The organism is Bradyrhizobium sp. USDA 326, from assembly GCF_049739485.1.
Taxonomy (GTDB): domain Bacteria; phylum Pseudomonadota; class Alphaproteobacteria; order Rhizobiales; family Xanthobacteraceae; genus Bradyrhizobium.
Window position 1 is genome coordinate 7,753,070 of the sequence record NZ_JBMGQA010000001.1, and the last position, 13,811, is coordinate 7,766,880.

Consider the following 13,811-nt stretch of genomic DNA (forward strand, 5'->3'; position numbering starts at 1 on the left):
CGCGTCCCGACCGATTAGATCAGAGCCGCCGTTTCAGGTCCAAAGACCCATGCCCAATCCGGCTTGGGAAATTTGCCCAAGCTGCAATCCACCCCAACCACCGCAATTGGCAAGGCGCGTCGGCGTTGTTAGGCTGACCTTACCAAACGTCGGGGGTGATCGCATGCGCCTCGTGCTTCAGCTTGTCGCCCGTTTGCTGCTCATCGTCGTGCTCTGCCTCGGAGCCGCGACCTTGTGGGCCACGTTCGAGGCCCATCGCAGCGTCGACCGCGCGACTGCTGCCTCGGCGCAGCGGGTCGCGCAGGCGCTACGGGCGCTGTATTGGCGCGAGCTTTTGTTGCGCAGCAGCAGAGCCCGCGAGCATCTGCTGCCGGTTCCAGACTGGCGCACGCTGGAGACGATGAAGCTGATCTCGCCTGGCGTCTGCGTCGAGTTCCAGCCGGCCGCGGCTTTCGAGAAGCCGCTCTGCGGCCAAAGCGAGGGGCTGGGCGCGACGCCGCCGCGCTGGTTCGCCGCCATCGTGCCCACCTTCCTCGGCAGCCACGCCGAGGTCATCCGGCCCGTCAGTCCCCGCGCCGCTTCTGCCGGCACGGTGGTCGCGACGCCGGACGGCGCGGCGGCCGTCTCGCTGGCGTGGGAGTACATCCTCAACGTGATCGATGTCGCGCTGCTGATGGCGGCGGCAATCGGGCTGTTGGCGTCGCTCGCGATCGCACATGCGCTGGCGCCGGCGCGCGCGATCGTCACCGCCCTGCAGCGCATGGCACGCGGTCAATATCGCACGAAACTGCCGCGCTTCCGCTCGATGGAGCTGGCGATGATCGGCAGCGCCGTCGGCGAGCTCGGCGACCGGCTGGAGGAAGCTACCGAGCAGCGCGCCGCCCTGACGCGGCGCCTGATCGAAATCCGCGACGACGAGCGCCGCGCCCTCGCCCGCGAGCTGCACGACGAGTTCGGGCAGAATCTCTCCGCTATTCTCGCCTTCGCCAACACAATCGAAACTGCGAGCACGAAGGACGACAGCACGGGAATCGCTCAGGATGCGCGCATGATCTCGCAGGCCACCCATCACCTGATGGCCTCGCTGCGCGATGCCTTGAAGCGTCTGCGCAATCCGCTGCCCGACGAGCTCGGGCTCGAGGCAAGCCTCGTCAATCTCGTCGACAGCTGGCGCTCGCAGAGCGCGGCGCGGCCGACGATTCAGCTCGATCTCAGGGGTGACCTCACCGACATCAGCGGTCCGGCCGCCACCACGGCCTATCGCGTGGCACAGGAATGCCTGACCAACGCGCTGCGTCACGGCGTCGCGCGCGAGATCAGCTTGCGCGTCGAACGCCGTGCCGGTGAGGACGATGCGCTGCTGATCCGCGTCGAGGACGACGGCGGCGGCGACGCGGCCCGTGTCGCGCGGTCGGCCGGGTACGGCCTGACCGGCATCCGCGAGCGGGTCACGGCAGCCGGCGGATCGCTGTCGATCCTGCCTGCCCGCGGCGGCCTCAGCGTTGCCGCCACCATCCCGCTCGCTGCGTGAGGCCGGGATGAGCGAGGTTGCAGCAACAGGCATCTCCGTGCTGCTGGTCGACGACCACCCGATCGTGCGGCAAGGCTATCGGCGCGTGCTGGAAAGCCAGGGCGATCTGCATGTCGTGGCGGAAGCCGACAACGCCGCGGACGCCTACGGCGCGTTCAAGGCGCATGCCCCCGACGTCGTCGTGCTCGATATCTCGATGCCCGGCGCGAGCGGGCTGGAGGCCATCCGCAATATCCGCGCGCGCAGCCCACGGGCGCGGATCCTCGTCTTCACCATGCACAACGAAGCCGTGCTGGTGAAGGCCGCCTTTGGCGCGGGCGCCAGCGGCTTCGTCACCAAGAGCAGCGAGCCCTCTGCCGTCGTGACCGCGATTCGCAGCGTCGCCCGCGGCGAGCGCGCCATGAGCGACGACATCGCGCATATTCTGGCCGAGGACAGCCTGTCGTCGACGGGTTCGGCGCTGGACCAGCTGGGCGAGCGCGAGATCGAGATTCTGCGCCAATTCGCCGGTGGCGCCACCACCGAGCAGATCGCAACGCATCTCAATCTCAGCGTCAAGACGGTGCAGAACTATCACTATCTGATCAAGACCAAGACCGGCGCGCGTACGGATGCGCAGCTCGTGCGGCTGGCCGCGACCTGTGGGCTGACGAGGATCTAACAGCAAAGCTGCCGCACTGCCCTAGTCCCTCGAAGCTTCTCAATCTGCTGAACGAAATTGGAACGGAGCCGATCCGGCTCCGGTTAGTACGACAGAGAAGGAGCAAAGGGTCATGAGTAAGGGTCATCACAAAGCAGTCGACCATCCCCCGATTATCACCGTAGGCGAGCTCATCGACGAACTTTGCCGCCTGCCGGACACGGCCGTCGTCCACTTTCGCTGCCCCATGTTCGACCAGGAGCTGACGTTCTACCGCCTTCGAAAGCGGTCAAAGGACGCCGTCGAAATCGCGGTCAATGCCTACCCGGATAGTCCGCCGGTCGTGCCATCCGATCCTGCTCTGCACACGCGAAAACACCCGGCTTCCTCGCCCTCGCTTCGCTATGGCGCCGCTCTCCAGAAGACGCGAGGCTGATCGGCAGCACCCGGGATGAATGGGTCCTGCTGCCTCAGGCCGCCTTCAGCCCGCGCAGCAGCAGAGCGAGCGTCGCATCGACGCGTGCGGAGAGATCAGCGTCCTTCCACTCGTCGGCATGGGCCGGATGGTGGAAGCGGACGGTCGCATCGAAGATCGCTCGCGCGGTTGCCTTGACGTCGCCCACGGCGAATTCGCCTCGCTTTACGCCATCGGTCAGGATCGCCGCGATCTGGTCGATCATGGTGTCCTTGTGACATTTGACGGCCGCGCAGGCCTCGCGCGCCAGCGTCAGGTAAGTCTCGAACATTTCAGGGTCGTCGAGCACGCGCGAACGCTTGGCTGCGAACAGCGTGCGCAGCCAGCGGTCCAGCCTGTCGGGTGCCGGCCCCTGCTCATTCGCGATCGCCAGCAAGGGAGCGTCGATGCGGTCCAGCCAGCGTTTGGCAACGGCCTCGCGCAGCGAGGCCTTGCTGGGAAAATGGCGATAGACGCTGCCGTGGCTGACATCGAGCGCGCGGGCAACGTCGACCACGGTGGCCTTGGCAGGTCCGTAGCGCCTGAGCACATCCTCGGTGACTTCGAGGATCCGCTCCGGCGTCAAGACAACGGCTTCATTCATGCCAGCACCATGTTCCCGTTTGGGGCTCAGTTTCCCGGCAGTAGGGCTGCTTCCGAAGCGCCCTTGCCGGCCGTTCGGAAAGCCTATGCCTTAATGAGGCAGTTTTGCAGCCTGCGCCGCGATCTGGCGCGCCACCAGCAAATTGAGCCAATGCCCAATCACACCGGTGAAGTTGAGGATTTCGGTCGTCATTGTCGTAAGTCTCCATTCGTCCGCGCTCCCCGTTCTTCGATCCGCCCTCCGATCCGAGCTTGTTTCGGATGGCGGGCTCCCCGGGGCTGTCGCGGGACGCCCAATCGGAGCGTCCGGTAACGGATATACACGGCTCGCTGACAGATTTCAATATCTGTCAGTCGATGATCCGTGTTTGACCGCTGATTTCTGGGGCCGGCAGCCCCCTGTCGGAGACCGCTGCCGGCCGAGCCTGGGTGCTGGCGGCCTGCTCGGTCCGATCATCCCCCGCTACCTTGCCTCCGCCGTTTGTTTAGCCCTCCCCGCTCTGCTAAATCACGGCGTAAAAAGCATTTTGGCCGGCACAGCCCCCTCGGGCCGCCCGCCTACCTTGTTGGAGCCATCAGATGATCCCCCGCTACACCCGCCCGGAAATGGCCTCGATCTGGGAGCCGCAGACCCGGTTCAAGATCTGGTTCGAGATCGAGGCGCATGCGGCGGACGCGCTCGCCGAGCTCGGAACCATCCCCAAGGAGGCCGCCAAAACGGTCTGGGCCAAGGCCAGGGACGCCATCTTCGACGTCGCCCGCATCGACGAGATCGAGCGCGAGACCAAGCACGACGTCATCGCCTTCCTCACCCACCTCGCCGAGATCGTCGGTCCCGAGGCGCGCTTCGTGCACCAGGGCATGACCTCCTCCGACGTGCTCGATACCTGCCTTAACGTCCAGCTCACCCGCGCCGCCGACCTCTTGCTCGCCGACCTCGACAAGGTGCTGGCAGCGCTCAAGAAGCGCGCCTTCGAGCACAAGATGACGCCGACGATCGGCCGCAGCCACGGCATCCACGCCGAGCCCGTCACCTTCGGCCTCAAGCTCGCTTATGCCTATGCCGAATTCACCCGCGCCAAGGAACGTCTGATCGCGGCGCGGAAAGAAGTCGCGACCTGCGCCATCTCCGGCGCGGTCGGCACCTTCGCGCAGATCGATCCGCGGGTCGAAGAGCATGTCGCCAAGGCCATGGGCCTCGTGCCGGAGCCGATCTCGACGCAGGTGATCCCGCGCGACCGCCACGCCATGTATTTCTCGACGCTCGGCGTGATCGCTTCCTCGATCGAGCGCATCGCCGTGGAAATCCGCCACATGCAGCGCACCGAGGTGCTGGAGGCCGAAGAGTTCTTCTCCGAAGGGCAGAAGGGCTCCTCCGCGATGCCGCACAAGCGTAACCCGGTGCTGTCCGAAAACCTCACGGGCCTCTCCCGCATGGTGCGCGCCTACGTGACGCCGGCGCTGGAAAACGTCGTGCTCTGGCACGAGCGCGACATCTCGCACTCTTCCGCCGAGCGCATGATGGGCCCCGACGCCACGGTGACGCTCGACTTCGCGCTGGTGCGCCTCGCCGGGCTGATCGACAAGCTGCTGGTGTACCCCGCCAACATGCAGAAGAACCTCGATCGCCTGGGCGGCCTCGTACATTCGCAGCGCGTGCTGCTGGCGCTGACGCAGAAGGGCGCGAGCCGCGAGGACGCCTACAAGCTCGTGCAGCGCAACGCCATGCCGGTCTGGCGCGGCGAAGGCGACTTCCTCCAGCTCCTCAAGAAGGACACCGAGGTGAAGACATATCTCACCGACGCCGAGATCGAGGAGCAGTTCGACCTCGGCTATCACCTCAAGCACGTCGACACGATCTTCAAGCGCGTGTTCGGGGAGAGCTGATATTTCGTCATTCCGGGGCACAGGCGAAGCAATAACCCGGAATCTCGCGCTACAATCTCCAGATTCCGGGTTCGATGCTGCGCATCGCCCCGGAACGACGACAGAACCCAGAAGAAACGGATCCCTCATGCCCATCGTGAACCGCGTTGCCGCCCTCTCCGACGAAATGGCCGCCTGGCGCCATGACTTCCACGAGAACCCCGAGTTGCTCTACGAGGTCCACCGCACCGCCGGCATCGTCGCGGACCGCTTGCGCGAATTCGGCTGCGATGAGGTGGTAACGGGCATCGGCCGCACCGGCGTGGTCGGCGTGATCCGCGGCCGCAAGTCGGCCTCCGGCAAGACCATCGGCCTGCGCGCCGACATGGACGCGCTGCCGATCATGGAGACGTCGGGCGTGCCTTATGCCTCCAAGGTCCCCGGCAAGATGCACGCCTGCGGCCATGACGGCCACACAGCGATGCTGCTCGGCGCGGCCAAATATCTCGCCGAGACGCGTAATTTCGACGGCACCGCCGTGATGATCTTCCAGCCCGCCGAGGAAGGCGGTGGCGGCGGCAAGGCGATGGTCGAGGACGGGCTGATGACGCGCTGGAACATCCAGGAGGTCTACGGCATGCACAACATGCCGAACCTGCCCGAGGGCCATTTCGCCACCACGCCCGGGCCGATGCTCGCCTCCTCCGACAACATCCAGATCATTGTTCGCGGCAAGGGTGGCCACGCCGGCGCCGGTCCGCACAAATCGGTCGACAGCGTGCTGATCGGCTCGCAGATCGTGAACGCGCTGCAATCGATCGTGGCCCGCAACGTCGATCCGTTGAAGTCCGCGGTCATCTCGATCACGCAATTCCATTCCGGCACCGCCTTCAACATCATCCCGGAGGTCGCCGAGCTCGCCGGCACCGTGCGTACGCTCGATCCCGAAGTGCGCGATCTCGTCGAACGCCGTATCGGCGAAGTCGCCGACAGCATCGCCCGTGCCTATGGCGGCTCGGCAGAAACGAAATACACGCGGATGTATCCGGTGACGATGAACCATGCCCGCGAGGCCGGCCTTGCCGCCGACGTCGCGCGCGACATCGTCGGCGCCGATCGCGTCAACGACAAATTCGTTCCGATGATGGGTGCCGAGGACTTCTCCTTCATGCTTGAAGCGCGTCCCGGCGCAATGGTGCTTGTCGGCATGGGCGACGGCAACGAGTGCCACCACCCGGCCTATGTCTTCAACGACAACATCCTAGGCCACGGCGCCTCGTTCTGGGCGCGCCTGGTCGAGACGCGGATGCCGGCGGGTTAAGACCGCAATCGCTGCGCTTGTAGCCGGGTGAGCGAAGCGACACCTGGGAAGCCCCCAATATCGCTTCGCTCATCCGGGCGACAGTTCAACGCAAGTACCTACGCCTGCACCACCTCGTGACGCATCACGAACGGTGCAAGCAGCTTGTGCACCTCGTTCGCGACGGCCTCGCGCTGCCCCTCCGCAACGCCGGCGAGCGTCACGGTCGCGATCGAGCCGTGGCTGCCGTGCGGACCGACCTTCACCTTGCAATCGATGCCGCGCTCGACCAGCGGCGTCAGCACCTTGGTGAACACGCGCTGCGCGGCGTCCCAGCGCAGCTGCGGCTTGAACACCTTTCCGACACCGGTCACCGGCATCGGATCGATCGGAATGACCTGCACCGGGACGGCCGCGCGCTCCGGCGTGCGCTCCCGCACCCACGCTTCCAGCTCGCCCGGCTCGACCTTTGCGCCCGGCTTCAACTGCACATATCCCACCGGCAACTCGCCGGCATAGGCATCGGGCTGGCCGACCACCGCGGCGAAGCCGACGGCGGGGTGACGGAACATGATCTCCTCGATCGGCGCCGGATCGATGTTGTGGCCGCCGCGGATCACGAGATCCTTGGCGCGGCCGGTGATCCAGAGATAGCCGTCGACATCGAGCCGGCCAAGATCGCCGGAGTTGACCCAGACCTCGTCGACGAAGGCGCCTCTGTTGTGCTCGTCATTGAGATAGCCGCCGAACACGCCGGGCCCGGCCATGATGACGACGCCGATCTCGTCGGTCGCGCAGTCACGGATCAGGCGTCCCTCGGAATCGAGCTGCACGATGCGCACACGCGCATAAGGCATGGGAAGGCCGACCGAGCCGAGCCGGATCGGCCGCGACGGATAGGCCAGCGTGTGCACGCTCGAGGTCTCGGTCATGCCGTAGACCTCGACCACCGGCAGCTTGAGCTTGTCCTGGATCGCGGAGCCGACCGCGACCGGAATCGCCGAGCCGCCACCTGCCGCATATTTCAGGCTCGAGATATCCGCATTGCCCGGCGGCACCGCGAGGGTCGCGGCGAGCACCGTCGGCACACTCGACAGCGCGTCGGGCTTGAAACGCTCGACCAGCCGCCAGATGTTCTTCACTGCATTCGGATTGCGCCAGCCGCTCGGCGACAGCACGACCAGCGAGCCGCCGCTCGACAGCGTCGTCAGCACCTGCGTCAGCGAGCCCCCAACGTGGAACAGCGGCATGCCAAATAGCAGGTTTGCGCCGGGCTTAGCCTTCAGCAACAGATTGAGGGCCCAGGCCTGATAGACTTGGTTGGCATGCGTGTGCCGCACCAGCTTCGGCGTACCCGTGGTGCCGCCGGTGTGGAAATAAGCGGCGATATCAGCACTCGAAATCTTGCGTCCGCTGACGAGCCGGTCCGACGGCTGCTGCTTGATCAGGTCGCTGAAGGCAAAGATGGCTTTCGCCGGATCGCCGCCGCCGAATACCTGCACGACTGCCTTCAGGTGCTTGAGCTGCGGGCGGATCTGCTCGACCTTCTGCCAGATGTCGGTGCCCGGCATCGGCCCAAGCGCCACCAGGATCTTGGTGTTCGCGGCCTCCAGGATCTCGGCGATCTGGTGCGGCTCGAGCAGCGGATTGACGGGGTTGGCGATGCCGGCGGCCTCGGCGCCGAACAGCGTGACGAAGGCATCCGGCACCAGCGGCAACATGAAGCTGATGACGTCGCCCTTCTCGGCGCCGAGTGCGTGAAACATATTGGCGGCCTGCGTGACGCGCGCGATGAAATCGCGATAGGTGACGACCAGCGGCGTGTCGGCGGAATCGGCATTTTGCAGGAACTGGATCGCGGCCCCGTCGGGGTTGCGTACCGCACCTAGCCTGATGGCGTCATAGGTGCTCTCGGCCGCGACGCGGTCGGCGTAGGGGACCTGCTCGAATACCCGGACCTCATCGTCCGTCAAAAGATCCGGATAGTCGTTGCCGATGTACCGATCGAGCGCGTGGATGCCCGCCATGAAATTTCGTCCTCCCTCAGATGCATGTCCCCGCCCCCGTATCTTGTGACATCTTGGTTCGGCGAGGCCCCGACCGAGCGCCGGCCGAGCGCGGGCAGAATGATGGATGATTGAGCGTTCGTCCATTGCCTACCGGCTGTGGCGCTTGAACCTCTGCGGCCGGTCGGGGGACCAAGAACTGACACTGAATTCGTCCGCCAGCGTCCTGCCGCAAGACTTGAGGTCATCATGACGACGCCCCTGCGGAATCGCATTGCACGGCTGATCGCCGCGTTCGCGACGGCATTCGCGATTGCTCTGCCCTCTGCCACTCTCGGCGCAGACACCCAGTTCGACAAGATGCGCGCCAAAATCGCAGCCTTCGTCGCCGACAAGATGGAGAAGCTGGGCGGGTCCGGCATCGTCTACAAGGTGGACACCGACGGCTTGCGGGAGGCGGTCGTCACGGATCTGCGCGACGACGTCTACAGGACCCTGCGTGAGGGCCGGATCGCCTTCTCCGGCGTTGCGATCCGCGACGGGGGCGTCGACGTGAAGATCGCGGATGCGAAGGGTCGCGACCAGTTCACGCGCAAACTCGCGTCGGCGGCCGAGGGACTGCCGGCGCATGCGTTCACCGTGACTGATAGCGGAGACGGTCTGATCAGGCTTGCACCGACCGATGCCGCATCCGCCGAGCGGCTGCGCGACCTCGTCGAAGATTCCATCGCCATGATCGAGCAGCGCCTCAAGGACGCCGGCGTCAAGCTTGCCAGCGTTCAAGTCGATGGGACGGACCGCATCCGCATCCTCCTGCCCGGCGTGATGGAGCCCGAGCATGTCACCGCGATCTTCGCCAGGAAGGTCAAGGTCGGATTCCGCCTGATCGATCTCTCGATGTCCGCGGAGCATGCGCAATCCGGCGCGCCTCCGGCAGGCACCGAAGTCCTGCTCGGCTTCAAGGACAGGCTTCCTTATCTCGTCGCCAGGGACAGCGCGCTCGAGGGCGACGACATCAGCTATGCGGGCCCGGGATTTGCGAGCGACACGAAGGAGCCGATCGCCTCGTTCCGCTTCAACGGCCGCGGCACGCGGCGCTTCGCCCATGTCACCGCAGAGAACGTCGGGAAGCCCTTTGCCATCGTGCTCGACGACAAGGTGATCTCCGCTCCCGTGATCCGCGAGCCCATCACCGGCGGCTCGGGCCAGATCGCCGGCAACTTCACCCTGGAAGAGGCCAACAGCGTCGCGATGCTGCTGCGCGCCGGCTCGCTGCCAGGGCGCCTCGGCCTCGTCGAGCAGCAGGTCGTGCAGCCCGCCACCAAGCCTTAAGCGTCGCGCCATGCCCCGGCCGCACCGGCATCCCGGCCGGTCCGCGACGCCGCAGCCCACACCGGCTGCCCCGAATCACGCCCCGCGCCGTGGCCAGCCGGGCAACCAAGGGGCAATTGCCGAAACGCCCGACCACGCTAAAATTCGCCTCTTGCAGCATGACGGCCGGAAGCGTCATTCAAGCGGTCGTCATTCGATTTCGGCTATACGGGTGCCGACCAGGACTGAATGCCTTACGTGGGGTTAGTACCATGCCGTCCGGCAGCGCAGACATTTCGTCGATCCTCGACCGCATTCTCGACGCGGCCACGGATAACCTCAGGATCGCGAAAATCCTGGTGCAGATGGGCCTGGATCCCGACAACGTCACCTACGACGCGATCTTCAACCGGCTCTTGGAGATATTCGTCCACAACATCACGCTCGCCAATCTGTTTGCCGTGGTCGGGGCGGTCTTCTTCGTCGCCACCCTCTTGATGCGGACGATGGTGCCGCTGCGCGTCGCCAACATGATCGGCTGCGCGTTCTTTGCTCTCTTCGGCGCGCTCACCGCCAACGTCGCGACGTTCCTGCTCTATCTCCTGATGCTTCCGATCAACGCCCTGCGCCTGCGGCAGATGCTCAAGCTGGTCAAGAAGGCGCGCCATGCGGCCGAAGGCGACATGTCGATCGAATGGCTCAAGCCGTTCATGACCGAGCGCAAATATCGCCGCGGCGACACGCTGTTCAAGCTGGGCGATCCGGCCAAGGAGATGCTGCTCACGGTCACCGGCAAATTCCTGGTCAAGGAGATCAACGTCGAGATCGGGCCGGGCGCGCTGATGGGCGAACTCGGCTTCCTGACGCCGGACAACCGCCGCACCGGAACGATCGAATGCATCGAGGACGGACAGGTGCTGACGATCACCTACGACCGCCTGCTCGAGATCTACTTCCAGGATCCGCAGTTCGGCTATTATTTCCTGGTGCTGACCAGCCAGCGCCTCCTGCAAAACATCGATCGCCTGCAGAAGCAGCTGGCGGCGGAGCGCGCGGCGACGACGAACAGGATCGCGTGACCGGCGCGCGGGCCACGAGACGTCGCCCTCCGTCCGGGACTTTGCGGGCCCCGCCGCAAAATCGCCCTAAAAACCGAATGGTAACCATGACGGGCTAGGGTATCTGCGTGACCAATTCTGAAACCATCCTGGTGTTCGATTCCGGCCTTGGCGGGCTCACGGTGCTCCGTGAGGTCGTGGCCGCGCGCCCGGGTGCGCACTACGTCTATGTCGCCGACGACGCCTTCTTCCCCTATGGACACCATGACGAGGCTGAGATCATCGCCCGCGTGGTGCCGCTGATGGGCGAGCTGATCGGCACGCATGATCCCGGCCTCGTCGTCATCGCCTGCAACACGGCGTCCACCCTGGTCCTGTCTCACTTGCGCGCAGCCTATTCCGTGCCTTTCGTCGGCACCGTGCCGGCGATCAAGCCGGCCTGCGCGCAGTCCAAGACCCGCCGCGTCTCGGTGCTGGGCACCAAAGGCACGGTGAAACGCGAATACACCAAGGCGCTGATCCGCGATTTCGCGCAAGGATGCGAGGTGACGCTGGTCGGCTCGCCCGAGCTCGCATCGCTCGCCGAGGCCGCGCTCGGCGGAAGCCCGATCAGCGACGAGGCCATTCTGGCCGAGTTCGCCCCCTGCTTCGTCGGCGATGCCGCGGATGCCAGCGCGCGCACCGACACCGTGGTGCTCGCCTGCACCCATTATCCGCTGCTGCTCGACCGGCTGGAGCGGCTGGCACCCTGGCCGGTCGCCTGGATCGATCCGGCGCCGGCGATCGCCCGCCGCGTCTCGGATCTGCTGGGTGCGCGCACGAGCGGCGTCGCAGAGTCCGGTGCCGAGATGATCTTCACCTCGAATCGCGCTCATGGCCTTTCAGCCATGCTGACGCCGTTCTTCGGCGGGCGCGCACTGGCCTGACTTTGCGCCACAAGCGCGCGCTGCTAGGCTTTGCCGTCCTCACCTGCCCGCAGGCCTCTCCATGTCGATCCCGATCACGCCGCTCAACCGCCTCCGCCAATTGTGGCGCGAGGGCCGCCCCGCCTTCGGCGCCATTGCGACGATCCCGAGCGTGCAAACCGTGCAGATCATGGCGCGCTCGCTCGACTGGATCATCGTCGATCTCGAGCACGGCCCGATCGGATTGACCGAAGCGCATGCAATGATCGCCGCCACGACCGGCACGCCCTGCACCCCCTTGGTGCGGATCGCCGCAAACGAACCGTGGCTCGCGAAGGCCCCGATGGACATCGGCGCCTTCGGCATCAACTTTCCGATGATCACCACGCCCGCCGAAGCCGAGAAGGCGGTCCGCAGCATGCGCTACCCGCCACGCGGGGACCGGCTCTGGGGTCCGTTCCACGCCCCGTTCCGTTGGGGCCAGTCGATGCCGGACTACATGGCGAGTGCCGACGACGAGATGATCTGCATGATCACCATCGAGCATGTCGACGCGGTCAATCGCATCGACGAGATCATGGCGACGCCCGGCATCGACGTCGCCGTGATCGGCCCCGGCGATCTCGCAACCTCCATCAACAAGCGCGGCCGGATGGACGATCCGGAGTTGCTCGAATTGATCGCGCGCGCCGAGGCCGGCATCCTCAAAAGCGGCGTGCCGATCGGCGGCGTGGCGCGCACCGCCGACCAGGCCAACGCCCTGATCGACCGCGGCTACCGCGCGATCGCGCTCGGCTTCGACTGGTCGCTGTTCCAGCGCGGCATCATGGCGGCGTTCGACGGCATCAGGCGCTGAATCGCCGCAGCAAGCGGGTCGCCCCTGCCGCAAACGCGGCGCTATCAGCGTCCGCGGTTCAGGGGAAAACATGCTGAGGGAGACTTTGCTCGCGCTGTTGTTTGCCTGCCTCGCCTCAACAGATCTTGTCTCTCGCAGCAAATAATTGAAATTATTAAGTTATTTTGGCCGCAACCAAGACCAGGCCCCTTGGCTTCGCCGGCGCGCTGAAAGCGACGAACCCAGGAGCCCCAAGCCGGTTGGTTCATGCTAAGCACGCGGCGAGCGGTCGACGCGCTCGTTGCACATATTTTAGTCTTATCCTAGGAACCGGAGACCCATGCGCGGGACGCCCAAGACCATTTCGCTGCGGCGCCGCCTGATTTGCGATCTCATGCACGCCTCGATGGGCGTGCCGTTCGTTTCGCTCTCCCGTTCGCTCAATATCCGCCCCCTGCTGGACGCCCGCGCAGGTGCAACGGCGCCCGCCGGCTGGGCCGCAATGTTCGTCAAGGCTTTCGCCCTGGTTGCCCGAGACGAGCCGATCCTGCGCACCGTCTACGTCAAATGGCCCTGGCCGGCCCTCTATGAGCTGCCGAAGAGCGTGGCGCTGGTGGCGATCGCCCGGGTCGAGGCCGGCGAGGAATGCGTGATGCCGCAGCGAATCGCGGCCCCAGAGGCCCTGTCGCTGGCGGCAATCGATGCCGATATCCGACGCGGAAAGACAGCACCGATCGCTGACGTCCCGATGTTCCGCAAGATCATGCGGGCGACCCGGCTGCCGTTGCCGCTCCGGCGGCTGTCGTGGGCCATCGGCCTGAATTTCGGCCGCCAGCGGGGCAATTGGTTCGGCAGCTTCGGGGTGAGTTCGGTGGCCGCCTATGGCGGCGGCGAGCTCCACCCCATCACTCCGGGCCCCTATATCGTCAGCTATGGGCGCGTGGAGCCCGACCAGACCATCCATGTGGTGATCCGCTGGGACCACCGGGTCACCGACGCCGCCCCGATTGCCCGGGTCCTGACCCGGCTGGAGCAGGTCCTGAACACTGAAATCGCTGCCGAATTGCGGGCGGCCGACCCCAAGCCGATCCGGGCGGTCAAGACCTGACCGCGAAGCGGTCATCCCGGGGCGGTGCGCAGCACCAAAACCGGGATCTCGAGATTCTCAGGGGCGCAATTGCGCACCATAGCTCGCCCTGCGCCCCGGAATGACGGGCTAAAGAATTGACAGCGAACCCCAAACTCCCCTAAAAGCCGCCTGCTCGCGGGCCGATTTCGGCCCGCGAAGCGTTTCGCGACCCG

12 protein-coding genes are annotated in these 13,811 nt (G+C 65.6%); 10 read left to right on the forward strand and 2 right to left on the reverse strand.

The window, feature by feature from the left end; genetic code table 11:
* The first annotated feature begins 163 nt into the window (after nt 1-163).
* The 3 genes from ABIG06_RS36935 to ABIG06_RS36945 all read left to right on the forward strand — a co-directional run bounded on the left by ABIG06_RS36935 (nt 164) and on the right by ABIG06_RS36945 (nt 2,607).
* Nucleotides 164-1,531, forward strand: a complete 1,368-nt coding sequence (locus ABIG06_RS36935) for a sensor histidine kinase (RefSeq protein WP_370140507.1) — start codon at nt 164-166, stop codon at nt 1,529-1,531.
* A 7-nt stretch (nt 1,532-1,538) separates the two neighbouring features.
* A complete protein-coding gene (locus ABIG06_RS36940; protein ID WP_370140508.1) occupies nt 1,539-2,192 on the forward strand; it encodes a response regulator in 654 nt (217 codons plus the stop codon).
* A 112-nt stretch (nt 2,193-2,304) separates the two neighbouring features.
* A complete protein-coding gene (locus ABIG06_RS36945) occupies nt 2,305-2,607 on the forward strand; it encodes a hypothetical protein (RefSeq protein WP_370140509.1) in 303 nt (100 codons plus the stop codon).
* 34 nt (nt 2,608-2,641) lie between these two features.
* Here the strand turns inward: ABIG06_RS36945 and ABIG06_RS36950 are convergent, their stop codons facing one another.
* Nucleotides 2,642-3,229, reverse strand: a complete 588-nt coding sequence (locus ABIG06_RS36950; RefSeq protein WP_370140510.1) for a TetR family transcriptional regulator — start codon at nt 3,227-3,229, stop codon at nt 2,642-2,644.
* 578 nt (nt 3,230-3,807) lie between these two features.
* Here ABIG06_RS36950 and purB point away from each other — a divergent pair.
* Entirely contained in the window at nt 3,808-5,115 is a 1,308-nt protein-coding gene (purB, locus tag ABIG06_RS36955) for an adenylosuccinate lyase (RefSeq protein WP_370140511.1), read from the forward strand.
* A 127-nt stretch (nt 5,116-5,242) separates the two neighbouring features.
* On the forward strand, nt 5,243-6,415 hold the full coding sequence (locus ABIG06_RS36960) for a M20 aminoacylase family protein (protein WP_370140512.1): 1,173 nt from the start codon (nt 5,243-5,245) through the stop codon (nt 6,413-6,415).
* 98 nt (nt 6,416-6,513) lie between these two features.
* Here ABIG06_RS36960 and ABIG06_RS36965 read toward each other — a convergent pair whose 3' ends face one another.
* Nucleotides 6,514-8,421, reverse strand: coding sequence for an acyl-CoA synthetase (locus ABIG06_RS36965; RefSeq protein WP_370140513.1), 1,908 nt, complete (start codon nt 8,419-8,421; stop codon nt 6,514-6,516).
* A 228-nt stretch (nt 8,422-8,649) separates the two neighbouring features.
* On the opposite strand from ABIG06_RS36965, the gene ABIG06_RS36970 reads away from it, so the two are divergent.
* From ABIG06_RS36970 to ABIG06_RS36990, 5 genes are all read left to right on the forward strand, one after another.
* Nucleotides 8,650-9,732, forward strand: a complete 1,083-nt coding sequence (locus tag ABIG06_RS36970) for a SecDF P1 head subdomain-containing protein (RefSeq protein WP_370140514.1) — start codon at nt 8,650-8,652, stop codon at nt 9,730-9,732.
* Between the two features lie 251 nt (nt 9,733-9,983).
* Entirely contained in the window at nt 9,984-10,790 is an 807-nt protein-coding gene (locus ABIG06_RS36975; protein WP_199752037.1) for a Crp/Fnr family transcriptional regulator, read from the forward strand.
* A gap of 107 nt (nt 10,791-10,897) precedes the next feature.
* Nucleotides 10,898-11,695, forward strand: a complete 798-nt coding sequence (gene murI / locus ABIG06_RS36980; RefSeq protein WP_370140515.1) for a glutamate racemase — start codon at nt 10,898-10,900, stop codon at nt 11,693-11,695.
* A gap of 61 nt (nt 11,696-11,756) precedes the next feature.
* Nucleotides 11,757-12,530: an HpcH/HpaI aldolase family protein gene (locus ABIG06_RS36985; RefSeq protein ID WP_124162340.1), complete on the forward strand. Its 774-nt coding sequence runs from the start codon at nt 11,757-11,759 to the stop codon at nt 12,528-12,530.
* A 319-nt stretch (nt 12,531-12,849) separates the two neighbouring features.
* Complete coding sequence (locus ABIG06_RS36990; RefSeq protein WP_370140516.1) at nt 12,850-13,617, forward strand: acyltransferase; 768 nt, start codon at nt 12,850-12,852, stop codon at nt 13,615-13,617.
* Nucleotides 13,618-13,811: the final 194 nt, after the last annotated feature.

Excerpts from the sequence above, each read along its gene's own strand:
- ABIG06_RS36970 (WP_370140514.1), top strand. The coding sequence starts at position 8,650 with ATGACGACGCCCCTGCGGAATCGCATTGCACGGCTGATCGCCGCGTTC.
- ABIG06_RS36940 (WP_370140508.1), top strand. The coding sequence starts at position 1,539 with ATGAGCGAGGTTGCAGCAACAGGCATCTCCGTGCTGCTGGTCGACGAC.
- ABIG06_RS36985 (WP_124162340.1), top strand. The coding sequence starts at position 11,757 with ATGTCGATCCCGATCACGCCGCTCAACCGCCTCCGCCAATTGTGGCGC.
- ABIG06_RS36950 (WP_370140510.1), bottom strand. The coding sequence starts at position 3,229 with ATGAATGAAGCCGTTGTCTTGACGCCGGAGCGGATCCTCGAAGTCACC.
- ABIG06_RS36960 (WP_370140512.1), top strand. The coding sequence starts at position 5,243 with ATGCCCATCGTGAACCGCGTTGCCGCCCTCTCCGACGAAATGGCCGCC.
- ABIG06_RS36975 (WP_199752037.1), top strand. The coding sequence starts at position 9,984 with ATGCCGTCCGGCAGCGCAGACATTTCGTCGATCCTCGACCGCATTCTC.
- ABIG06_RS36990 (WP_370140516.1), top strand. The coding sequence starts at position 12,850 with ATGCGCGGGACGCCCAAGACCATTTCGCTGCGGCGCCGCCTGATTTGC.
- ABIG06_RS36935 (WP_370140507.1), top strand. The coding sequence starts at position 164 with ATGCGCCTCGTGCTTCAGCTTGTCGCCCGTTTGCTGCTCATCGTCGTG.
- ABIG06_RS36965 (WP_370140513.1), bottom strand. The coding sequence starts at position 8,421 with ATGGCGGGCATCCACGCGCTCGATCGGTACATCGGCAACGACTATCCG.
- ABIG06_RS36945 (WP_370140509.1), top strand. The coding sequence starts at position 2,305 with ATGAGTAAGGGTCATCACAAAGCAGTCGACCATCCCCCGATTATCACC.
- purB (WP_370140511.1), top strand. The coding sequence starts at position 3,808 with ATGATCCCCCGCTACACCCGCCCGGAAATGGCCTCGATCTGGGAGCCG.